22 protein-coding genes are annotated in these 19,110 nt (G+C 72.0%); 10 read left to right on the forward strand and 12 right to left on the reverse strand.

Features of this window, described 5'->3' with window-relative positions; all coding sequences use genetic code 11:
• Positions 1-118 precede the first annotated feature (118 nt).
• The 7 genes from DDQ41_RS05475 to DDQ41_RS05500 form a co-directional block, all read right to left on the reverse strand.
• On the reverse strand, positions 119-637 hold the full coding sequence (locus tag DDQ41_RS05475; protein ID WP_109293459.1) for a SixA phosphatase family protein: 519 nt from the start codon (positions 635-637) through the stop codon (positions 119-121).
• A 108-nt stretch (positions 638-745) separates the two neighbouring features.
• The gene (locus DDQ41_RS05480) at positions 746-1,159 is read right to left on the reverse strand and encodes a hypothetical protein (RefSeq protein ID WP_109293460.1); all 414 of its coding nucleotides are present in this window, start codon (positions 1,157-1,159) and stop codon (positions 746-748) included.
• Between the two features lie 173 nt (positions 1,160-1,332).
• Complete coding sequence (locus DDQ41_RS32260; protein ID WP_262508362.1) at positions 1,333-1,449, reverse strand: SGM_5486 family transporter-associated protein; 117 nt, start codon at positions 1,447-1,449, stop codon at positions 1,333-1,335.
• A 164-nt stretch (positions 1,450-1,613) separates the two neighbouring features.
• Complete coding sequence (locus tag DDQ41_RS05485) at positions 1,614-1,946, reverse strand: hypothetical protein (protein WP_109293461.1); 333 nt, start codon at positions 1,944-1,946, stop codon at positions 1,614-1,616.
• 206 nt (positions 1,947-2,152) lie between these two features.
• The gene (gene fabI, locus DDQ41_RS05490; RefSeq protein WP_109293462.1) at positions 2,153-2,923 is read right to left on the reverse strand and encodes an enoyl-ACP reductase FabI; all 771 of its coding nucleotides are present in this window, start codon (positions 2,921-2,923) and stop codon (positions 2,153-2,155) included.
• A gap of 4 nt (positions 2,924-2,927) precedes the next feature.
• Positions 2,928-3,647, reverse strand: a complete 720-nt coding sequence (fabG, locus tag DDQ41_RS05495) for a 3-oxoacyl-[acyl-carrier-protein] reductase (RefSeq protein WP_109293463.1) — start codon at positions 3,645-3,647, stop codon at positions 2,928-2,930.
• Positions 3,648-3,825: 178 nt separating this feature from the next.
• A complete protein-coding gene (locus DDQ41_RS05500; protein WP_109293464.1) occupies positions 3,826-4,269 on the reverse strand; it encodes an ATP-binding protein in 444 nt (147 codons plus the stop codon).
• A 207-nt stretch (positions 4,270-4,476) separates the two neighbouring features.
• Here DDQ41_RS05500 and DDQ41_RS05505 point away from each other — a divergent pair, with 207 nt between their 5' ends.
• From DDQ41_RS05505 to tyrS, 6 genes are all read left to right on the forward strand, one after another.
• Entirely contained in the window at positions 4,477-5,334 is an 858-nt protein-coding gene (locus DDQ41_RS05505; protein WP_109293465.1) for a helix-turn-helix domain-containing protein, read from the forward strand.
• Positions 5,331-5,531, forward strand: a complete 201-nt coding sequence (locus tag DDQ41_RS05510) for a DUF397 domain-containing protein (protein ID WP_109293466.1) — start codon at positions 5,331-5,333, stop codon at positions 5,529-5,531. The genes DDQ41_RS05505 and DDQ41_RS05510 overlap by 4 nt, the downstream gene beginning before the upstream one ends.
• A 25-nt stretch (positions 5,532-5,556) precedes the next feature.
• Positions 5,557-5,751, forward strand: a complete 195-nt coding sequence (locus tag DDQ41_RS05515) for a DUF397 domain-containing protein (protein ID WP_109293467.1) — start codon at positions 5,557-5,559, stop codon at positions 5,749-5,751.
• A 181-nt stretch (positions 5,752-5,932) separates the two neighbouring features.
• Positions 5,933-7,456: a TldD/PmbA family protein gene (locus DDQ41_RS05520; protein WP_109293468.1), complete on the forward strand. Its 1,524-nt coding sequence runs from the start codon at positions 5,933-5,935 to the stop codon at positions 7,454-7,456.
• Positions 7,453-8,844 (forward strand): metallopeptidase TldD-related protein, encoded by a 1,392-nt coding sequence (locus tag DDQ41_RS05525; protein ID WP_109293469.1) that lies wholly within the window; start codon positions 7,453-7,455, stop codon positions 8,842-8,844. Before DDQ41_RS05520 ends, DDQ41_RS05525 begins: the two co-directional genes overlap by 4 nt.
• Positions 8,845-9,115: 271 nt before the next feature.
• Complete coding sequence (gene tyrS / locus DDQ41_RS05530; protein ID WP_109293470.1) at positions 9,116-10,384, forward strand: tyrosine--tRNA ligase; 1,269 nt, start codon at positions 9,116-9,118, stop codon at positions 10,382-10,384.
• Positions 10,385-10,511: 127 nt separating this feature from the next.
• On the opposite strand, the gene DDQ41_RS05535 is transcribed toward tyrS, so the two are convergent.
• Positions 10,512-10,787 carry a GlsB/YeaQ/YmgE family stress response membrane protein gene (locus DDQ41_RS05535; protein ID WP_109293471.1) on the reverse strand — a complete coding sequence of 92 codons (276 nt, stop codon included), beginning with the start codon at positions 10,785-10,787 and terminating at the stop codon, positions 10,512-10,514.
• A gap of 221 nt (positions 10,788-11,008) precedes the next feature.
• On the opposite strand from DDQ41_RS05535, the gene DDQ41_RS05540 reads away from it, so the two are divergent.
• Positions 11,009-11,431, forward strand: coding sequence for a DUF3099 domain-containing protein (locus DDQ41_RS05540; protein WP_109293472.1), 423 nt, complete (start codon positions 11,009-11,011; stop codon positions 11,429-11,431).
• A gap of 268 nt (positions 11,432-11,699) precedes the next feature.
• Positions 11,700-11,960: a hypothetical protein gene (locus DDQ41_RS05545; RefSeq protein ID WP_109293473.1), complete on the forward strand. Its 261-nt coding sequence runs from the start codon at positions 11,700-11,702 to the stop codon at positions 11,958-11,960.
• Here the strand turns inward: DDQ41_RS05545 and moaA are convergent.
• The 3 genes from moaA to DDQ41_RS05560 form a co-directional block, all read right to left on the reverse strand.
• Complete coding sequence (gene moaA / locus DDQ41_RS05550) at positions 11,943-12,932, reverse strand: GTP 3',8-cyclase MoaA (RefSeq protein ID WP_109293474.1); 990 nt, start codon at positions 12,930-12,932, stop codon at positions 11,943-11,945. The genes DDQ41_RS05545 and moaA overlap by 18 nt on opposite strands.
• Before the next feature lie 186 nt (positions 12,933-13,118).
• Positions 13,119-14,753: a solute symporter family protein gene (locus tag DDQ41_RS05555; protein ID WP_109293475.1), complete on the reverse strand. Its 1,635-nt coding sequence runs from the start codon at positions 14,751-14,753 to the stop codon at positions 13,119-13,121.
• Entirely contained in the window at positions 14,750-15,115 is a 366-nt protein-coding gene (locus tag DDQ41_RS05560; protein WP_109293476.1) for a DUF485 domain-containing protein, read from the reverse strand. The genes DDQ41_RS05555 and DDQ41_RS05560 overlap by 4 nt, the downstream gene beginning before the upstream one ends.
• 386 nt (positions 15,116-15,501) lie before the next feature.
• On the opposite strand from DDQ41_RS05560, the gene DDQ41_RS05565 reads away from it, so the two are divergent.
• On the forward strand, positions 15,502-17,040 hold the full coding sequence (locus DDQ41_RS05565) for a S8 family peptidase (RefSeq protein ID WP_109293477.1): 1,539 nt from the start codon (positions 15,502-15,504) through the stop codon (positions 17,038-17,040).
• Positions 17,041-17,190: 150 nt separating this feature from the next.
• Here DDQ41_RS05565 and DDQ41_RS05570 read toward each other — a convergent pair whose 3' ends face one another.
• Positions 17,191-17,625 carry a MarR family winged helix-turn-helix transcriptional regulator gene (locus DDQ41_RS05570; RefSeq protein ID WP_394342126.1) on the reverse strand — a complete coding sequence of 145 codons (435 nt, stop codon included), beginning with the start codon at positions 17,623-17,625 and terminating at the stop codon, positions 17,191-17,193.
• 113 nt (positions 17,626-17,738) lie between these two features.
• On the opposite strand from DDQ41_RS05570, the gene DDQ41_RS05575 reads away from it, so the two are divergent.
• The gene (locus tag DDQ41_RS05575) at positions 17,739-18,863 is read left to right on the forward strand and encodes an NADH:flavin oxidoreductase (protein WP_109293478.1); all 1,125 of its coding nucleotides are present in this window, start codon (positions 17,739-17,741) and stop codon (positions 18,861-18,863) included.
• The last annotated feature ends 247 nt before the right edge of the window (positions 18,864-19,110 follow it).

The following is a 19,110-nucleotide window of genomic DNA, read 5'->3' on the forward strand; positions in this document are numbered from 1 at the left end:
GGGCAGGCCGCCGGGTGGGCAGGCCGCCGGGTGGGCAGGCCCGGTGCGCGCCGGGCCTGCCGGCCGGGCGCACCGGGGACACCGGGGGCACCGGGCCGCTCCCGGCGGCGAAGGCCGGTCAGTCGTGCGGGGCCCAGTAGTCGAGGAGCGTGCCCACGCCGTGCTCGACGGACTTCCAGGAACCGGAGAAGCCGATCACGGCATACGCCGCGGTCGGGAAGCCGCCGCGGCTCATCCGCCGCAGGGTGTCGCCCTCCCCCCGGTCCGAGAGGGCGTCGGCGAGGGCGTGCATCCCGGGGTTGTGACCGATGAGCAGCAGGTCGCCGACCTCGTCCGGGGTCTCGTTGAGCAGCGCGAGAAGGTCTCCGAGGGATGCCTCGTAGAGCCGCTCCTCGTACACGGTCCTGGGCCGCTCGGGCAACTCCTGCACCGCGAGCTTCCAGGTCTCGCGGGTCCTCGTGGCGGTCGAGCACAGGGCGAGGTCGAAGGGGATGCCGGTGTCGGCGAGCTTGCGGCCGGCGACGGGGGCGTCCATGCGGCCCCGGTCGGCGAGCGGCCGCTCGTGGTCGGACACCTGAGGCCAGTCGGCCTTCGCATGGCGGAGTAGGGCGATCCTTCGCGGTGTATCGGCGCTCATGCTCCCCAGCTTCGCATGAAATCAGCCACCGGTCGCCGGGTGTTGAGGGGTGACCGTACGAAGGGGGAGCAGATCGCGGGGCCCGGCGGGGCGGGCGAGGCGCCCGGTTCAGAAACCGCTCAGGGCCAGCTGGATCCAGCCGAGGAAGGACAGCGGTGAGGGGGGAGCGGCCGCCTGCGCCTGCCCCGCCCCGGTCATGAGCAGGAACAGTACGGAGAAGCCGACCACCGGCAGGACGACGGACCACCACCGCAGTCCGGTGCCGCCTGCCCTCGGTCCGCCCGATCTCAATCCGGCAGCCCTCAGCCCGCCTGACCTCGGTCCGCCCGGCCTCGGTCCGGCAGCCGCACCCGGCGGCAGGGTGGCCACGGCCGTCGGCCCGGTGGTCACGGTCCTCGGCACGGTGGCCGCACCACGAGGCACGGTGGCCACGGCCCTCGGTCCGCCACCGTCGCTCCTCGCCCCGGCGTCGCCGCCGATGGCGTCCGGAGCGTGCTGCCGGGGGTGCGTACGGGCCGACATGGCCGCCTCCGTGAGGTCCGAAGCTGGGCTCCCGTTGAGCTGCCTCCAACCTACGGATCATGGCCCCGGCCGCACATCCGTCGGGCCACCCACTTCCCCCTGACACCCACCCCCTAGGGGACCGTGGGCACGGTGGGCACGGTGGGCACGGTGGGTGCGGTCCGCCGGGGCGGTCAGGGCGAGGCGATCGAGGCGATGACTCCGATGATCACCGTGATGCCGATCATCGCGCCGAAGACGAGCAGGAGCTTCTTCTGGCCGTTCGGGGGGTTCGGGTCGAGCACAGGCATGGAGTCAGTGTCGCATCCCGGCCTCGTCCCCGATCGCGCGGTCCCGGCCCGCGAGGACGCCCCCGCCGTTCAGCAGTCCCGCAGTCCCGCAGCCCGGCAGTCCCGCAGCCCGGCAGCCCCGCAGCCCGGCAGTCCCGCAGCCCGGCAGTCCCGCAGCCCCGCAGTCAGCGCCGCAGATGGCTCACCCGCACACTGCGGATCTCCTTCCAGCAGCGTTCGGCGAGCGTGGCGCGGCCGGTCGGGCCGAGGTCGACGGGTGCGCTGTCCGCGTCCACGTCCCACCAGCGTTCGCACTCGACGTGCAGCTGCACCCGGTCCGTGTCCAGATACGGGTTGTGGCAGTGTGCCGTGGCCCTGGAGCCCTCGACGTAGACACTGCAGGAGGCCCCGAAGGGCCGGGGCGCGGGCTCGTACGGCCCGGAGACGGCCGCCGTGGGGGCGGCGGGCCACACCAGCAGCCCGAGCACCCCGAGCACCGACGCGGATCGCCACGGCATACCCACAACCAGGACCTCCTCGGCCGTACTGCGGCATGCGCCGCTGCTGCACCACAAGGGAGGGATTGCCTCTCCAGGGTCACCCGGCCGGGTGCCGGCCCGCCCGCTGCGTTGGCCCGAACGGGCGACGCCCCGGCCGCCCGCACACAGCGGGTGACCGGGGCGTCGAAAGCGACCGGGTGACGGCCGTCCGGAGTGACGCTGTGTTACGCGCCCATCATGTGCACGCCACCGTCGACATGGATGATCTCGCCCGTGGTCTTCGGGAACCAGTCGGACAGCAGCGCGACGATGCCGCGGCCGGCCGGCTCCGGGTCGGCCATGTCCCACTCCAGCGGGGAGCGGTGGTTCCAGACGTCCGCCAGTTCGGTGAAGCCCGGGATGGACTTGGCGGCCATGGAGCCGATCGGTCCTGCGGAGATCAGGTTGCAGCGGACGTTCTGCTTGCCGAGGTCGCGCGCCATGTAGCGGCTGGTGGCCTCCAGCGCCGCCTTGGCCGGGCCCATCCAGTCGTACTGCGGCCAGGCGAACTGGGCGTCGAAGGTCAGACCGACCACCGAACCGCCCTCGTGCGGGAACAGCGGCAGGCAGGCCATGGTCAGCGACTTCAGCGAGAACGCCGAGACGTGCATCGCGGTCGAGACGGACTCGAACGGGGTGTTCAGGAAGTTGCCGCCGAGGGCGTCCTGCGGGGCGAAGCCGATGGAGTGGACGACGCCGTCCAGCCCGCCGAGCTCTGCCCGGACGATCTCCTCCAGCCGCCCCAGGTGCTCGTCGTCGGTGACGTCGAGCTCGACGACCCTGGTCGGCTCGGGAAGCTTCCTGGCGATGCGCTCGGTCAGCGTGGGCCGGGGGAACGCGGTCAGGATGATCTCCGCACCCTGCTCCTGGGCCAGCTTCGCGGCGTGGAAGGCGATGGAGGACTCCATCAGCACACCGGTGATGAGGATGCGCTTGCCGGCGAGGATTCCACTCATGTGATCAGTGACCCATGCCCAATCCGCCGTCAACCGGGATGACGGCTCCAGTGATGTACGAGGCGTCGTCGGAGGCGAGGAACCGCACGGCGGCGGCGATCTCCTCCGGCTGCGCGTAACGGCCGAGCGGGACCTGCGAGACGATGCCCGCACGCTGCTCGTCGCTGAGCACCTTGGTCATGTCGGTGTCGACGAAGCCGGGCGCGACGACGTTGAAGGTGATGTTCCGCGAGCCGAGCTCCCGGGCGAGGGACCGGGCGAAGCCCACCAGTCCGGCCTTGGAGGCGGCGTAGTTGGCCTGGCCGGCCGAGCCGAGCAGCCCGACCACGGAGGAGATCAGCACGACGCGGCCCTTCTTGGCCCGCAGCATGCCGCGGTTGGCGCGCTTCACGACACGGAACGCGCCGGTGAGGTTGGTGTCGAGGACGGAGACGAAGTCCTCCTCGGACATCCGCATCAGCAGCTGGTCCCGGGTGACGCCGGCGTTCGCGACGAGCACCTCCACGGGGCCGTGCTTCTCCTCGATCTCCTTGTAGGCCTGCTCCACCTGTTCGGCGTCGGTGATGTCGCAGCGGACGGGCAGGAAGCCCAGCTCGGTGAGCTCCGCCGGCGGCTCGCCGGACCGGTACGTGATCGCGACCTTGTCTCCGGCCTCGGCGAAAGCACGGGCGATGGCGAGGCCGATGCCCCGGTTTCCTCCGGTGACGAGAACCGAGCGGCTCAACGGATCACCCTTTCGATAGCGGTCTGATACTGCGAGAACCTATCGGTACCGGCCCCCGTACCGAGGGATCGACCCCTGACAGTGGCGTCGCGGCTGCACTGTCGGGTCCCTACAGTCGCCCTGGTTCCCGGTGTCCGCGCGACCGGCGCCCCGCGGGGCAGCGGAAGACGATCTTCGACTAGGCCCGGACCGGGCATGCCTGACGCGGATCACCCGGTACGGGGACCGCGCACTCCGCCCACACCGTCTTGCCCGGCCCCTGCCGGTCGTCGACGCCCCAGCGCGCGGCGACGGCCGCGACCACGAGCAGTCCTCGGCCGCCTTCCGCATCCGCGGGCCCCGGAGCCGCCGTCCCGCAGAGCCCGGGCCGCCCGGGGTGGGTGTCGGACACCTCGACGCGGACGACGCCGGCCGAGCGGTCGTAGCCGAGCCGCAGTTCGAAGTCGCGCCCGGGGACGCGGCCGTGCAGGGCCGCGTTGGCCGCGAGTTCGGCGACGACGAGGGCGACGGTGTCGGACGCGGTACCGCCGTACGGCAGGTGCCACAGGTCCAGGTGGTGCGTGGCGAGCCGGCGGGCGAGACGGGCCCCACGGCGCGTGGCGGAGAAGCGCTGCACGAACACACTTACGGTAACGGCCTCTTGGGCGGGTGACGCTGGCATGCGCCCAGCGTTCCCGGCCCGCCACCCGCCCCAACAGGTACGACACCCATACACATGTCGCTGTACCAGTGCACACTCTGGACCGGGTGGGTCACCGTGCGTGACCCTGGACGGGTTGGGCGGGGTCGGGCGGGGCGCGAAAGCATGGGCACGGGAGGCGCGGCGGCGATGAGGACGGACCACGGCGGAGGCGGCGGCGGTACGAACGGCGGTGAGGCGGAGCTCTCCGACAGCCTGAGGACCTTCGGTGTCGTCCTGAAGGCACTGCGGGAGGAGTCCGGCCTGACGCAGGAGGAGTTCGCGCGACGGGTGCGGTACTCGGCCGCGTATGTCGCCAAGATCGAGCAGGGCAAGCGGTTCCCCCCGGCGGACCTGCCCGCACGGGCGGAGGAGGTACTGGGACCGGTCGCGCTCAAGGTCCTCACCGCGGCGGCGAAGAGCCTGACGCGGAGGGCGGGGCTGGCGTCGTGGTTCCGGCAGTGGGCGGGGGTCGAGGAGGAGGCGATCTCCCTGTACGCGTACGAGTGCCGGGCGGTACCGGGGCTGCTGCAGCCGGAGGGGTACATCCGGGCGGTGTTCGAGCGCAATCTGCCGCCGCTCTCACAGGAGCAGGTCGGGCGGCAGGTATGCGCGAGGCTGGAGAGGCAGGACCTCCTGACGACTCGGCCGAACACCGCCTTCAGCTTCGTCATCGAACAAGGCATTCTGGAACGGCGTGTTGGAGGATCCACCGTCGCGAGAGAAGTCATCGATCATCTTCTCCACGTTGGGCAGCGGCACAACATCGAGATCCAGGTCATGCCGCTTCGGCAAGAGGACCACTGTGGTGTGGAGGGACAGATGTACCTGGCCGAGACGCCGTCCCACCAGTGGATCGGCTACACCGAAGGGCAGCGGTCCAGCAACCTGATCACTGCCCCGAACGACCTGAGTGTCCTCCTCCAGCGCTATGGCACACTGCGTTCCCAGGCCTTGGACTGCCGGGCTACTGCGAGCCTGCTGAAACGGATGCGAGGAGCACTATGAGCACCACTGATCAGCTGCGCTGGTTCAAGAGCAGCTACAGCGGCGGCGAGGGCGACAACTGCGTCGAGATCGCCCTGCGTCCCCAGACGGTCCACATCCGCGACTCCAAGGACACGCGCATCCGCCCCCTCGTCGTCACGCCGACGGCATGGACGGCGTTCACCACACTTGCTGCGCGCTCATACCCGGCCCGCTGAGCCGGCGCCGAACTGATCAGACGCCATGAGCACCGAACTGGCCTGGTTCAAGAGCAGCTACAGCGGCAGCGAGGGCGACAACTGCGTCGAGATCGCCCTGCGTCCCCAGACGGTCCACATCCGCGACTCCAAGGACACGCGCATCCGCCCCCTCGTCGTCACGCCGACGGCATGGACGGCGTTCACCGCACACACGGCGGGCGCCTACCCGGCCCGCTGAGCCGGCTGGGCAGACACCGAGCCGATCGATCGCGCGGGCGGGCACGGAAGCTGGTTCCGTGCCCGCCCGTTTCGTGCTCCCGCTCGCGGATTTCCCGGCGTTCAGGTCCCCGGGTCCGTGATTCACTTCCGCTGACAGTGACAGCCCATCGCCGCTGAGCTTCCCGAAGGGACCCCCGGTCGTGCCCCATGAGATCGATCAGTCATTCCTGGCGCTACCGCTGCGGGCGCTCGCCGACGCGGCGCTGGCGCGGGCGCGTTCCCTCGGCGCCCAGCACGCCGACTTCCGGCTGGAGCGGGTGCGCAGCGGCTCGTGGCGGCTGCGGGACGCGAAGCCGGCCGGCTCGTCCGACACCACCGATCTGGGGTACGCGGTGCGGGTGGTGCACGGCGGGGCCTGGGGGTTCGCGTCCGGTGTCGATCTGACGCCGGACGGCGCCGCCAGGGTGGCCGGGCAGGCCGTGGCGATGGCCAGGCTGTCGGCGAAGGTGATCGCGGCGGCCGGCTCGGACGAGAGGGTCGAGCTGGCCGACGAGCCGGTGCACGCGGACCGCACCTGGGTCTCCTCCTACGAGACCGACCCGTTCGGCGTCCCGGACGAGGAGAAGTCCGCGCTGCTCGCGGACTGGAGCGCGCGGCTGCTGCGGGCGGACGGCGTGGCGCACGTGGACGCCTCGCTGCTGACCGTGCACGAGAACAAGTTCTATGCCGACACGGCGGGCACGGTCACCACTCAGCAGCGGGTGCGGCTGCATCCGCAGCTCACGGCGGTCGCGGTGGACGAGACGACCGGCGAGTTCGACTCCATGCGCACCATCGCGCCGCCGGTGGGCCGCGGCTGGGAGTACCTGACCGGCACCGGCTGGAACTGGGAATCGGAGCTGGAGGAGATCCCGGAGCTGCTGGCCGCCAAGATGCGCGCGCCGAGTGTCGAGGCGGGGACGTACGACCTCGTCGTGGACCCGTCGAACCTGTGGCTGACGATCCACGAGTCGATCGGGCACGCCACCGAGCTTGACCGGGCGCTGGGCTACGAGGCGGCGTACGCGGGCACCTCGTTCGCCACCTTCGACCGGCTGGGGAAGCTGCGCTACGGCTCGGCGGTGATGAACGTGACCGGGGACCGGACCGCGGAGCACGGGCTGGCGACGGTCGGGTACGACGACGAGGGCGTGCAGGCGCAGAGCTGGGACCTGGTGCGCGACGGCACGCTGGTCGGCTACCAGCTCGACCGGCGGATCGCGCGGCTGACGGGCCTCGGCCGCTCCAACGGCTGCGCCTTCGCCGACTCGCCGTCGCACGTCCCGGTGCAGCGGATGGCGAACGTGTCGCTCCGTCCGGAACCGGGCGGACTGTCGACGGAGGACCTGATCGGCGGGGTGGAGCGGGGCGTCTACGTCGTCGGGGACCGGTCCTGGTCGATCGACATGCAGCGGTACAACTTCCAGTTCACCGGCCAGCGCTTCTACCGCATCGAGAACGGCCGGCTGGCCGGGCAGCTGCGCGATGTCGCCTACCAGGCGACGACGACCGATTTCTGGGGGTCGCTGGAGAAGGTCGGGGGCCCGCAGACGTATGTCCTGGGAGGCGCCTTCAACTGCGGCAAGGCCCAGCCGGGCCAGGTCGCGGCCGTCTCGCACGGCTGCCCGTCCGCGCTGTTCCGCGGCGTCAACATCTTGAACACCACCCAGGAGGCCGGCCGATGAGCCCCGTCAGCAAGCCGCACGAGATCGTCGAGCGTGCGCTGGACCTGTCCACGGCGGACGGCTGTGTCGTCATCGCCGACGAGCACTCCTCGGCCAATCTCCGCTGGGCCGGGAACACCCTCACCACGAACGGCGTGACCCGGGGCCGCACCCTCACCGTGATCGCGACGGTGGACGGGACGCAGGGCGCCGCGTCCGGTGTGGTGTCCCGGTCGGCGGTGACGGTCGCGGACCTCGAGCCGCTGGTTCGGGCGGCCGAGGCCGCCGCACGGGCCGCGGGCCCCGCCGAGGACGCGCAGCCACTGGTGAGGGGCGTCCCGGTGGCGGGTGACTTCACCGACGCCCCGGCGGAGACCTCCTCGGCCGTGTTCGCCGACTTCGCTCCCGCGCTGGGCGAGTCCTTCGCCCGGGCCCGCTCGGGCGGCCGTGAGCTGTACGGCTTCGCCAACCACGAGCTGACCTCCACGTACCTGGGGACGTCCACGGGGGTGCGGCTGCGCCACGACCAGCCCAACGGGACGCTGGAGCTGAACGCGAAGTCACCGGACCGCAGCCGCTCGGCCTGGTCGGGGCGCTCGACCCGGGACTTCAAGGACGTCGACCCGGCGGCCCTGGACGCCGAACTCGCGACCCGGCTGGGCTGGGCGCGGCGCCGGATCGACCTGCCGGCGGGCCGGTACGAGACGCTGCTGCCGCCGACCGCCGTCGCGGACCTGCTGATCTACCAGCTGTGGTCGTCCTCGGGCCGGGACGCGGTCGAGGGCCGCACGGTCTTCTCCAGGCCCGGCGGCGGCACCCGTGTCGGCGAGCGGCTGTCGGAGCTGCCGCTCACCCTCCGCAGCGACCCGGACGAGCCGGGTCTCGAGTGCGCTCCGTTCGTGATCGCGCACTCCTCCGGCGGCGACGCCTCGGTGTTCGACAACGGTCTGGCGGTTCCCGCGACCGAGTGGGTGCGCGACGGCACGCTGGAGCGGCTCACCACCACGCGGCACAGCGCGCGTCTGACCGGGCTGCCGGTCTCCCCCGCCGCGGACAACCTGATCGTGGACGCGGGCGGTGGGCGCTCGCTGGAGGAGATGGTGGCGTCGACCGGGCGCGGCCTGCTGCTGACCTGCCTGTGGTACATCCGGGAGGTCGACCCGGCCACGCTGCTGCTGACCGGGCTGACCAGGGACGGGGTCTATCTCGTGGAGAACGGCGAGGTCACCGGGGAGGTGAACAACTTCCGCTTCAACGAGTCACCCGTCGACCTGCTGTCGCGGGCCCAGGAGGCCGGGCGGACGGAGAAGACGCTGCCGCGGGAGTGGGGCGACTGGTTCACCAGGGCGGCCATGCCGGCGCTGCGCGTCCCGGACTTCAACATGAGCTCGGTCAGCCGGGGCGTCTGAGACCGGGCCGGGGCGTCCGGAGCCGGTGGGAGGTCCGAGGCCCGGGGCGTCCGAGCGCTCGGGCTCGGGCCGCCCCGCGCGGGGACGCCCGGGGGCGCGCACTCCCCCACCAGGGACGGCCGGGGGCGCGTACTCCCCCCGTCGGGGACGCCCGGGGCTCCGTACTCCCCGTGCCGGGGAGTCAGGGGCCCCGGGGGCAACCCATAGACTGCTGGGTGCCGCCCCGGGGCGGCCATCACCTTCATTCCACTGTTCGAGGAGAACCGGAACCGTGACGGACATCGTCGACGAGCTGAAGTGGCGCGGGCTGTTCGCCCTGTCCACCGACGAGGACGCTTTGCGCAAGGCGCTCGCGGACGGTCCCGTCACGTTCTACTGCGGCTTCGACCCGACCGCGCCCAGCCTGCACGTCGGCCATCTGGTGCAGGCGCTCACCATGCGCCGGCTCCAGCAGGCGGGGCACCGCCCGCTTGCGCTGGTGGGCGGGGCCACCGGCCAGATCGGCGACCCCAAGCCGACGGCCGAGCGCACCCTGAACGACCCGGAGACCGTCGCGGCCTGGGTGGACCGGGTCCGCGCCCAGATCGAGCCGTTCCTGTCCTTCGAGGGCGACAACGCGGCGGTCATGGTCAACAACCTGGACTGGACGGCGGGCATGTCCGCCATCGAGTTCCTCCGGGACGTCGGCAAGCACTTCCGCGTCAACAAGATGCTGACGAAGGACTCGGTCGCCCGCCGGCTCGAGTCCGACCAGGGCATCAGCTACACGGAGTTCAGCTACCAGCTGCTGCAGGGCATGGACTTCCTGGAGCTGTACCGGCGCCACGGCTGCACCCTTCAGCAGGGCGGCAGCGACCAGTGGGGCAATCTGACCGCCGGTCTGGACCTGATCCACCGCCTGGAGCCGCACGCGAACGTGCACGCGCTCGCCACGCCGCTGATGACCAAGGCGGACGGCAGCAAGTTCGGCAAGACCGAGGGCGGCGCGGTCTGGCTGGACCCGGAGATGACGACGCCGTACGCGTTCTACCAGTTCTGGCTGAACGTGGACGACCGCGATGTCTCCCGGTACATGCGGATCCTCAGCTTCCGCAGCCGTGCGGAGCTGGCGGAGCTGGAGCGGCTCACCGGGGAGCGGCCGCAGGCCCGCGCCGCTCAGCGGGCGCTGGCCGAGGAGCTGACGACCCTGGTGCACGGCGCCGGCCAGTGCGCCGCCGTCATCGCCGCGTCGAAGGCGCTGTTCGGGCAGGGCGACCTGGGTGAGCTGGACGAGGCGACCCTCGCCGCTGCGCTCTCCGAGCTGCCGCACGCGCGGGTGGCGGAGCCTCTCGCGGTGGCGGACCTCTTCGCGGAGGTCGGGCTGGTGGCGAGCAAGTCGGCCGCCCGCCGCACCATCAAGGAGGGCGGGGCCTACGTGAACAACGTGAAGGTGGCCGCCGAGGACGCCGTCCCGGCCGCCGGTGAACTGCTGCACGGGCGCTGGCTGGTGCTGCGCCGCGGCAAGAAGAACCTGGCCGCGATCGAGGTCGCGGGCGGCTGAGGCCCGCCCGGGGCACCGGCCGCGGCGCCACACGATCCGGCGGCCGGACGGGGCGCGCTCCCGTCCGGCCGCCGCGGGCCGCTCGCTCCGGGTGTCCGGAGGCGCGGCGGGCGCAACGGCTCGTCCGTCAGGCCACCTTCTTCCTGCCCCGGACGGCGATGTACAGCATGTCGCCGACGCCGACGACGACCAGGGCGGCGATGATCTGCAGGGCATGGCGGCCCCAGTCGATTCCGGGGGTCGCCGCGATCCCGAAGGCTCCCGCGAGGGCGTTTCCGATGATGCCGCCGATGATGCCGAAGATCGTGATGAGCCAGAGCGGACTGTGCTGCTTTCCCGGCAGGATCGCCTTGGCGATCAACCCCAGCACGAATCCGACGATGATCGCCCACAACCAGCCCATGGCTGCCTCCCGCATTCGGATCGACGTGATCGGTCACGGACAGTTTCGACGCATCCGTCACACGGCGCATGTCGGACCGCGACGCGTGCGGTACGGGTCCCCGTGTCCGGCCGGCGGCCGGACACGGGGGCCCGGGCTCGAAAGCGGCGGAACCGCGGCGTACGGTGGAAGAAGGTGCGCGCCGGGGAGGGCCCGGCGCGGCGGCTGAGCGGCGGAACGACATGCGGAACCACAAGGAGACCGAGGTCTTCCGGATCACCGGCGCACGGCAGGGTCTGGCCGACGACGTGCGCGGACGCCAGCGCCGGTATGTGATCTCCATGTCGGTCCGCACCCTCGCGGTGATCCTGGCCGCGGTCCTGTGGAACGTCGAACGCCATGTGGCGATCGTGGCGCTCGTGCTGGGAGCGACCCTGCCCTACATCGCCGTGGTGATCGCCAACGCGGGCCGGGAGAGCGCCCCGAGGCCCCTCGCCACGTTCGTGCCCGCGCCCACCCGGCAGGCGCTCGAGAGCGGCCCTCCCGCGTCGCGGCCTGCGCCGGAGGAGGCGGAGCACCCCGCTCACGAGGAGCGGACACCCGCCGAGGGCGGCGCCGGGGGCCGGGCGCAGGATGCGCCGGAACGGGAGTACCGGCGCGGGTGAACCGCCCGGGCGGACGGCGCGGGTGAACGGCCCGGGCGGACGGCGCGGCCGAGGCACGCGCGCCGGGAAGCCCGGAAGGAGCCCGGGAACCCCGACCCCCGGAACCCCGGGAAAAGCTTCAGACCAATCATGAAGTTCCGGTGCACCACGGACCGTTCCGCGTGACATACTGCCAGTGCGCTCCGCATCCCCCGTCGGAGCGACGGACCGACGCCGGGCAGCTCCCCCCGTGGCTGCTCGGCGTCGCGGCGTTGTGGACAATGATCCGGTGACTACCGACCCGGTGAGCGCCGAGACCCCCGTCTGCTCCGCGAAGGGCTGCCGAGCCGCCGCCGTGTGGGTGCTGGCCTGGAACAACCCGAAGCTGCATCCGCCCGAGCGCCGCAAGACATGGCTGGCCTGCGAGGAGCACCGCGAGCATCTGTCCGCTTTCCTCGGGGTGCGCGGCTTCCTCAAGGACGTGGTGACGCTCGGCGAGTGGGAGAGCCCGCCGCCCGGCGAGGGGCCCGGCTCAGCCGCCGATGGCTGACATCGGGCGCTGCGGCTGAAGGAACTCCGGGTCGTCCAGCCCCGAACCCGCCTTCTTGCCCCACATGGCCTCCTTCCAGATCCGGGCGATCTCCTCGTCCGGTGCGCCGGAGCGCAGCGCGCCGCGGAGGTCGGTCTCCTCTCGTGCGAACAGGCAGGTGCGGACCTGGCCGTCGGCGGTGAGGCGGGTGCGGTCGCAGGCGCTGCAGAAGGGGCGGGTGACGGAGGCGATGACTCCGACCCTATGCGGGCCGCCGTCCACCAGCCAGCGCTCCGCGGGTGCGGAGCCACGCGCCCGGTCGCCCTCGGGTGCGAGGTCGAAGCGGGTGCGCAGCGACTCCAGGATGTCGTCTGCGGTGATCATCCCGTCGCGCTTCCAGCCGTGCTGTGCGTCCAGCGGCATCTGCTCGATGAAGCGCAGCTCGTAGGCGTGCTCCACGGCCCAGGCCAGCAGCTCGGGTGCCTCGTCCTCGTTGAGCCCGGGCATCAGCACCGTGTTGACCTTGACGGGGGTGAGGCCGGCGTCCCGGGCGGCCCGCAGGCCGTCGATGACGTCGTGGTGGCGGTCGCGCCGGGTGAGCGTCCTGAAGACGTCGGGGCGGAGCGTGTCCAGCGAGACGTTGACCCGGTCGAGCCCTGCGGCCCTCAGGGCCGTCGCGGTGCGCTTCAGGCCGATGCCGTTGGTGGTGAGCGACAGTCTGGGGCGGGGCCGCAGCGCGGCGCAGCGCTCCACTATCCCGACGAGCCCCGGCCGCAGCAGCGGCTCGCCGCCGGTGAAGCGGACCTCGGTGATCCCGAGCGTGGTCACCGCGACGCGGACGAGCCGGACGATCTCGTCGTCCGTCAGCAGGGTGGACTTCGAGAGCCACTGCAGGCCCTCCTCCGGCATGCAGTACGAGCAGCGGAGATTGCAGCGGTCGGTGAGCGAGACCCGCAGGTCGGTGGCCGCTCGGCCGTAGGTGTCGATGAGCACTGTGAGGCCCCCTCCCCCGTGTCCGGAAGTCGTGCCGGCACTCGTCCGGCGAGTGATGACGCGTACTACTGGTGAGCCTACGCGAGACCTCCGACAACGGCAGGTGCCGTTTGCCACGAGGTACGGCACGGCCGCGTCGTAGGAGCCTACGACGCGGCCGCGTAAGGGCGTACGGCGGTTTCCTCCTCAGTGGGCGCCGACGCCCGTGAGGGACTTGACCTCCAGCTCCGCGTACTTGCCCCGGTCCGGCTCGTCCTTCGACAGCAGGGAGCCGGCCCAGCCGAGCAGGAAGCCCAGCGGGATGGAGACGAGTCCGGGGTTCTCCAGCGGGAACCAGGCGAAGTCCGCCGAGGGGAACATGGACGTGGGCTTGCCCGAGACGACCGGGGAGAACAGCACGAGCACCACCGAGGAGAGCAGGCCGCCGTAGATCGACCACAGGGCGCCGGAGGTCGTGAACCTCCTCCAGAACAGGCTGTAGAGGATCGTCGGCAGGTTCGCCGAGGCGGCGACCGCGAAGGCGAGCGCCACCAGGCCGGCCACGTTCAGGTCGCGGGCCATGGCCCCCAGGGCGATGGAGACGACGCCGATGAGGACGGTCGCCCAGCGGGCCGCGCGGACCTCCTCCTTCTCGGTGGCCTGCCCCCTGCGGATGACGTTGGCGTAGATGTCGTGCGCGAACGACGAGGAGGAGGCCAGGGTGAGCCCGGCGACGACGGCGAGGATGGTGGCGAACGCCACCGCCGAGATCACGGCCAGCAGGATCGCGCCGCCGGCGGTGTCGGCGCCGCCGACGTGCAGGGCGAGCAGCGGTGCCGCCGTGTTGCCGGCCTTGTTGGAGGCCGTGATCTCCTCCGGGCCGACCAGGGCGGCCGCGCCGAAGCCCAGCGCGATCGTCATCAGGTAGAAGGAGCCGATGATGCCGATGGCCCAGATGACCGACTTTCGGGCGGCCCTGGCGGTGGGCACGGTGTAGAAGCGGATCAGGATGTGCGGCAGGCCGGCGGTGCCGAGCACCAGGGCGATGCCGAGTGACAGGAAGTCCAGCTTGGAGGTGCCGGTGGCGCCGTACTTGAGACCGGGTTCCAGGAAGGCCGCGCCCTTGCCGCTCTGCTCGGCCGCGGTGCCGAGCAGAGCGGAGACGTCGAAGTCGAACTTCCACAGCACCAGGAAGGTGATGAGCAGGGTGCCCGCGATCAGCAGGACCGCCTTGACCATCTGCACCCAGGTGGTGCCCTTCATCCCGCCGACGGTGACGTAGAGGACCATCAGCACGCCGACGAGGCCGACGATGGCGATCTTCCCCGCGTCGCTGGTGATGCCGAGCAGCAGGGAGACCAGCACGCCGGCGCCCGCCATCTGGGCGAGCAGGTAGAAGATCGAGACGACGATGGTGGAGGTGCCGGCCGCGGTGCGGACGGGCCGCTGCCGCATGCGGTAGGCGAGGACGTCGCCCATGGTGAACCGGCCGGAGTTGCGCAGGGGTTCGGCCACCAGCAGCAGGGCGACCAGCCAGGCCACCAGGAAGCCGATGGAGTACAGGAAGCCGTCGTACCCGAAGAGGGCGATGGCGCCGGCGATGCCGAGGAAGGACGCGGCGGACATGTAGTCGCCGGAGATGGCGAGTCCGTTCTGGAAGCCGGTGAACTGGCGCCCGCCGGCGTAGAAGTCGGCGGCGTCCTTGGTCTGCCGCCCGGCCCAGACCGTGATGAACAGCGTCGCGACGACGAAGGCCGCGAACAGGGTGATGATCAGCGGGCGGTGCGCGCCGGCGTCGCCCGCCGCGGCGAGCCCGGCGGCCTGGAGTGCCGTGCCGCTCATGCGCCCTCCTCCATACGGGACTTGATCGCGTCCGCCCGGGGGTCGAGCTTCCCGGCCGCGTGCCGGGCGTAGAACCAGGCGATGAGGAAGGTGGTGGCGAACTGGGCGAGGCCGAGGGCGAAGGCCACGTTGACGTTGCCGAGGAGCCGGGTGCCCATGAAGCCGCCCGCGTAGTTGGACAGCAGGACGTACAGCAGGTACCAGAGGATGAAGGCGGCGGTCAGCGGGAAGGCGAAGGACCGGTGTGCGCGGCGCAGTTCGGCGAACTCCGCGCTGTCCTGCACCTCGACGAATCGTTCGGTCGTGAGCCGGTCGGGACCGAGGTCCCTGCTCCCGGCGGGCGGCGGTGCGTCGGTGGTCACGGACTCTCCTCGCGCCGCGGGTGCGGCGAGACATCGACCGGGCGGTCGGGGCGGGTGGGGCGGGTGGGGACTTGCGGGAGGGGTGGGGTGGGTGTGGCCGGGACAGGTGGGAGGCGGGTCGGGAACAGGTGGGGGGCGGGGCAGGGCAGGGGACGGAAGCGCGTACGGGAGCGGGGAGTTCGCCCCTCTCCTGCAACAGAGGCACGGCGCCCACCGCGGAGCGGTTCACCTCCCGGGTGGTTCGCGCTCCCCGTTCTGCCCGGTTTCCGGAACCGGGTTCCCGAAATCGTTGAAGTGCCCGTGTGATCGGCGATAGCTTCACTCGTCATGTACCCGCCCATAGGCACCGGGTGCCTGGGCGGCCGACCGGATGATGTGGAGATCCCATGGCTCATCTGCGATCCAGACGAACGCGCGCGATAGCACTGCCCGCGGGTCTGGCGCTCACGGCCTCGCTCGGATTCCTGCCCGCGGGGGCGGCGACCGCGGCCCCCGCCGACGACGCACCCGCCGCCGTCTCGGCGGACGGCCCGGCGCTGTCGTACGTCGTCAACGTGGACGGCGGCCGATCGGCCGTCGCCAAGGTGAAGCGGGCGGTGGCGAGGGCCGGCGGCACGGTGGTGATCGCCTACGACAGGATCGGCGTCATCGTCGTCCACTCGCAGAACCCCGACTTCGCCGGGCAGATGAGGACGGTGAAGCACGTCGCCTCGGCGGGCGCCACACGCACCAACCCGCTGGTCCCCCAGCGGGACGACGCCATCGACGCCGAGCAGCCGCTGACGGCCGAGCAGGCGGAGGCCGCGGCGGCCAGGGCGACCGACGACCAGGACCCGCTGGAGCCCCTGCAGTGGGACCTGCCGGCCATCAAGGCCGACAAGGCCCACCAGCGTTCGCTGGGCAGCAGCAAGGTCACGGTCGCCGTCCTGGACTCCGGGATCGACGACACCCACCCGGACATCGCGCAGAACTTCGACCGCCGGGCGTCCGCGAACTGCGTCAGCGGCGTGCCGGTCACCGAGAACGACGCGTGGCGTCCGGCGGCGGGCGAGAGCGACCACGGCATGCACGTGGCGGGCACCATCGCCGCCGCCAAGAACGGCTTCGGCGTCACCGGCGTGGCCCCCGGTGTGAAGGTGTCCAGCCTCAAGGTGGCGAACCCGGACGGGTTCTTCTACACCGAGGCCGTCCTCTGCGGATTCATGTGGGCCGCGGACCACGGCGCCGACGTGACCAACAACAGCTACTACGTCGACCCGTGGCTGTACAACTGCAAGGCCGACGAGGACCAGAAGGCCCTGGTCGAGACCCTCACCCGGGCCACCCGGTACGCGGAGCGCAAGGGCGTGGTGAACGTCGCCTCGGCCGGCAACTCGCGGACCGACCTCACCTCCGGGGAGGTCACCGACACGACGAGCCCGAACGACACCACACCGGTCACACGGGTCGTCAGCCCGCTCGAGTGCCCGGACATCCCGGCCATGCTGCCGGGTGTGGTGACGGTGTCGGCGACCGGGGCGAAGGGCCTGAAGTCCTCGTACTCGAACTACGGCCACGGGGTCGTCGACATCGCGGCGCCGGGCGGCGACTCCACCGCCTTCCAGCCGCCGGACGCGCCCGCCACCAGCGGGCTGATCCTCTCGACCACGTTCAGGGGCGGCCACACCTGGAGCTACAAGGCGGGCACGTCGATGGCCGCCCCGCATGTGGCGGGTGTCGCCGCGCTGATCAAGTCGAAGCACCCGTATCTGCCGGCGGCCGGGGTGAAGGCGCTGCTGTACGCGCAGGCCGACGACCGCGCCTGCACCAACCCGTACGACATCAACGGCGACGGCACGGTCGACGCGGTCTGCGAGGGCGGCAAGGGCAGGAACGGCTTCTACGGGGCCGGGATGGTCGACGCGCTGGACGCGGTGCGCTGGTAGCCGGACGCCCGCGCCCGGCAGGCGGTCCGCCTGCCGGGCGCGGGCGAGCACCGGTGAGGGGCCCGGGTGTGGGGATCACGCCCGGGCCCCGGTGTGTCACGCGGGCACCGCGGGTGCAGACTGCGGCCTCGGCCGGCGCCCCTTCACCGGTCAGGCGCCGGGCCGGGAGACGAAGACCCGTTCCAGCAGGGCGTGGAGGCGGTCGCGGTCCTCGCCGCCGAGCCTTTCCAGGCCGTCCCGCGTGGTGCGCATCTTCGCGCGGATCGCGTCGGTGACCCGCTCCCCCTCGGCCGTGAGGACGACGTTCTTGACGCGCCGGTCGGATGCGCCGGCCTCGCGGCGCACCAGGCCGCGCTTCTCCAGCCGGTCGACGATCCCGGTCACGTTGGAGGCGTCGCAGGCCATGTTCTCGGCCAGGGCACGCATCGCGGCGGGCCCCTGGCGCAGCACGGTGAGCGTCTTTCCCTGGCTCGCCGTGAGGTTCTCGCTCGCCGCCGCGGCGGTGAAGTCGCCGTAGAAGGCACCGAGGGACACCGAGAGCAGCTCCATGAGCTGGGCCGTGTCGACGCGGGGGGCTTCTGCCATGGGGAACACCCTAGCCGGAGAAGCTTGACTATTTCAAGCAATCGCCTCTACCGTCGCCATTGCCTGAAGTTCTCAAGCATCAAGGTTGTCAAGTAACCACGAGGAGTGTTCCCGTGATCACCGCGTCCCCCACCTCCCGCGCGGCCGAGATCCTGTCCCGGCCCGTCGCGCTGAACGGCCTGACCGTCCCGAACCGCATCGTGATGGCGCCGATGACGCGCAGGTTCTCCCCCGACGGCGTTCCCGGTGAGGACGTGCGCTCGTACTACGCCCGCCGCGCCGCCGCCGGCGTGGGCCTGATCGTCACGGAGGGGACCTACGTCGGCCACGAGTCGGCCGGGCAGAGCGACCGGGTGCCGCGCTTCCACGGCGAGGAGCAGCTGGCGGGGTGGGCGAAGGTCGCCGCTGCCGTACACGAGGCGGGCGGCACCATCGTGCCGCAGCTGTGGCACGTCGGCATGGTGCGCAAGCAGGGCGACGCGCCGTACGCCGACGCCCCCGCCGTCGGCCCCTCCGGGATCCGCGTCGACGGCACCGAGGGCACCGGCAGGGCGATGACCCGCGGCGACCTGGACGACGTGATCGGCGCCTTCGCCGAGGCCGCCGCGGCGGCCGAGCGCATCGGCTTCGACGGCGTCGAACTCCACGGGGCCCACGGCTACCTCCTGGACCAGTTCCTGTGGGCGCGGACCAACCGCCGGACCGACGCCTACGGCGGCGACCCCGTGGCCCGTACGAGGTTCGCGGCCGAGATCGTCGCCGCGGTCCGCGCCGCCGTCTCGCCCGGCTTCCCGGTGATCTTCCGCTACTCGCAGTGGAAGCAGGAGGCCTACGACGCTCGGCTCGCCGAGACCCCGCAGGAGCTGGAGGCCATCCTCGCCCCACTCGCCGCGGCCGGTGTCGACGCCTTCCACGCCTCCACCCGCCGCTACTGGCTGCCGGAGTTCGACGGCTCGGGTCTGAACCTGGCCGGCTGGACCAGGAAGCTCACCGGCAGGCCCGCCATCACCGTCGGTTCGGTCGGGCTCGACGGCGACTTCATCCGCGCGTTCATGGGCGAGGGCGCCGCACTGGGCAGCCTCGACAACCTTCTCGACCGCATGGAGCGCGACGAGTTCGACCTGGTCGCCGTCGGCCGGGCGCTGCTCCAGGACCCTGACTGGGCCGCCAAGGTGCTGGGGGGCCGTACCGGCGAGCTGAGGCCGTACGACGCGGCGGCGCTGAACACGCTCGGCTGACGGCCTGCCGGAAGGCGGCAACGTGATCGCCTTCTGGTCCTCCGGTCCTCGGGTCCTCCGGTCCTCGGGGGCCGACCGCTTCCGCGCCGGTCCGCGGCTGCGCCGGTCCGCGCAGGGGGAACGCGGCAGCAGGGCGGCAGGCACCGGGGCGGGCCTCGGCGCGGGGATCGACCACAGCACGAGAGAGGAGCCGCGGGCCCGGGGCTCGGCTCCGGGCAGCGGCTCCGCGGAGGTCGTCACCCGGCAG

The organism is Streptomyces spongiicola (assembly GCF_003122365.1).
GTDB classification, from domain to species: Bacteria; Actinomycetota; Actinomycetes; order Streptomycetales; family Streptomycetaceae; genus Streptomyces; species Streptomyces spongiicola.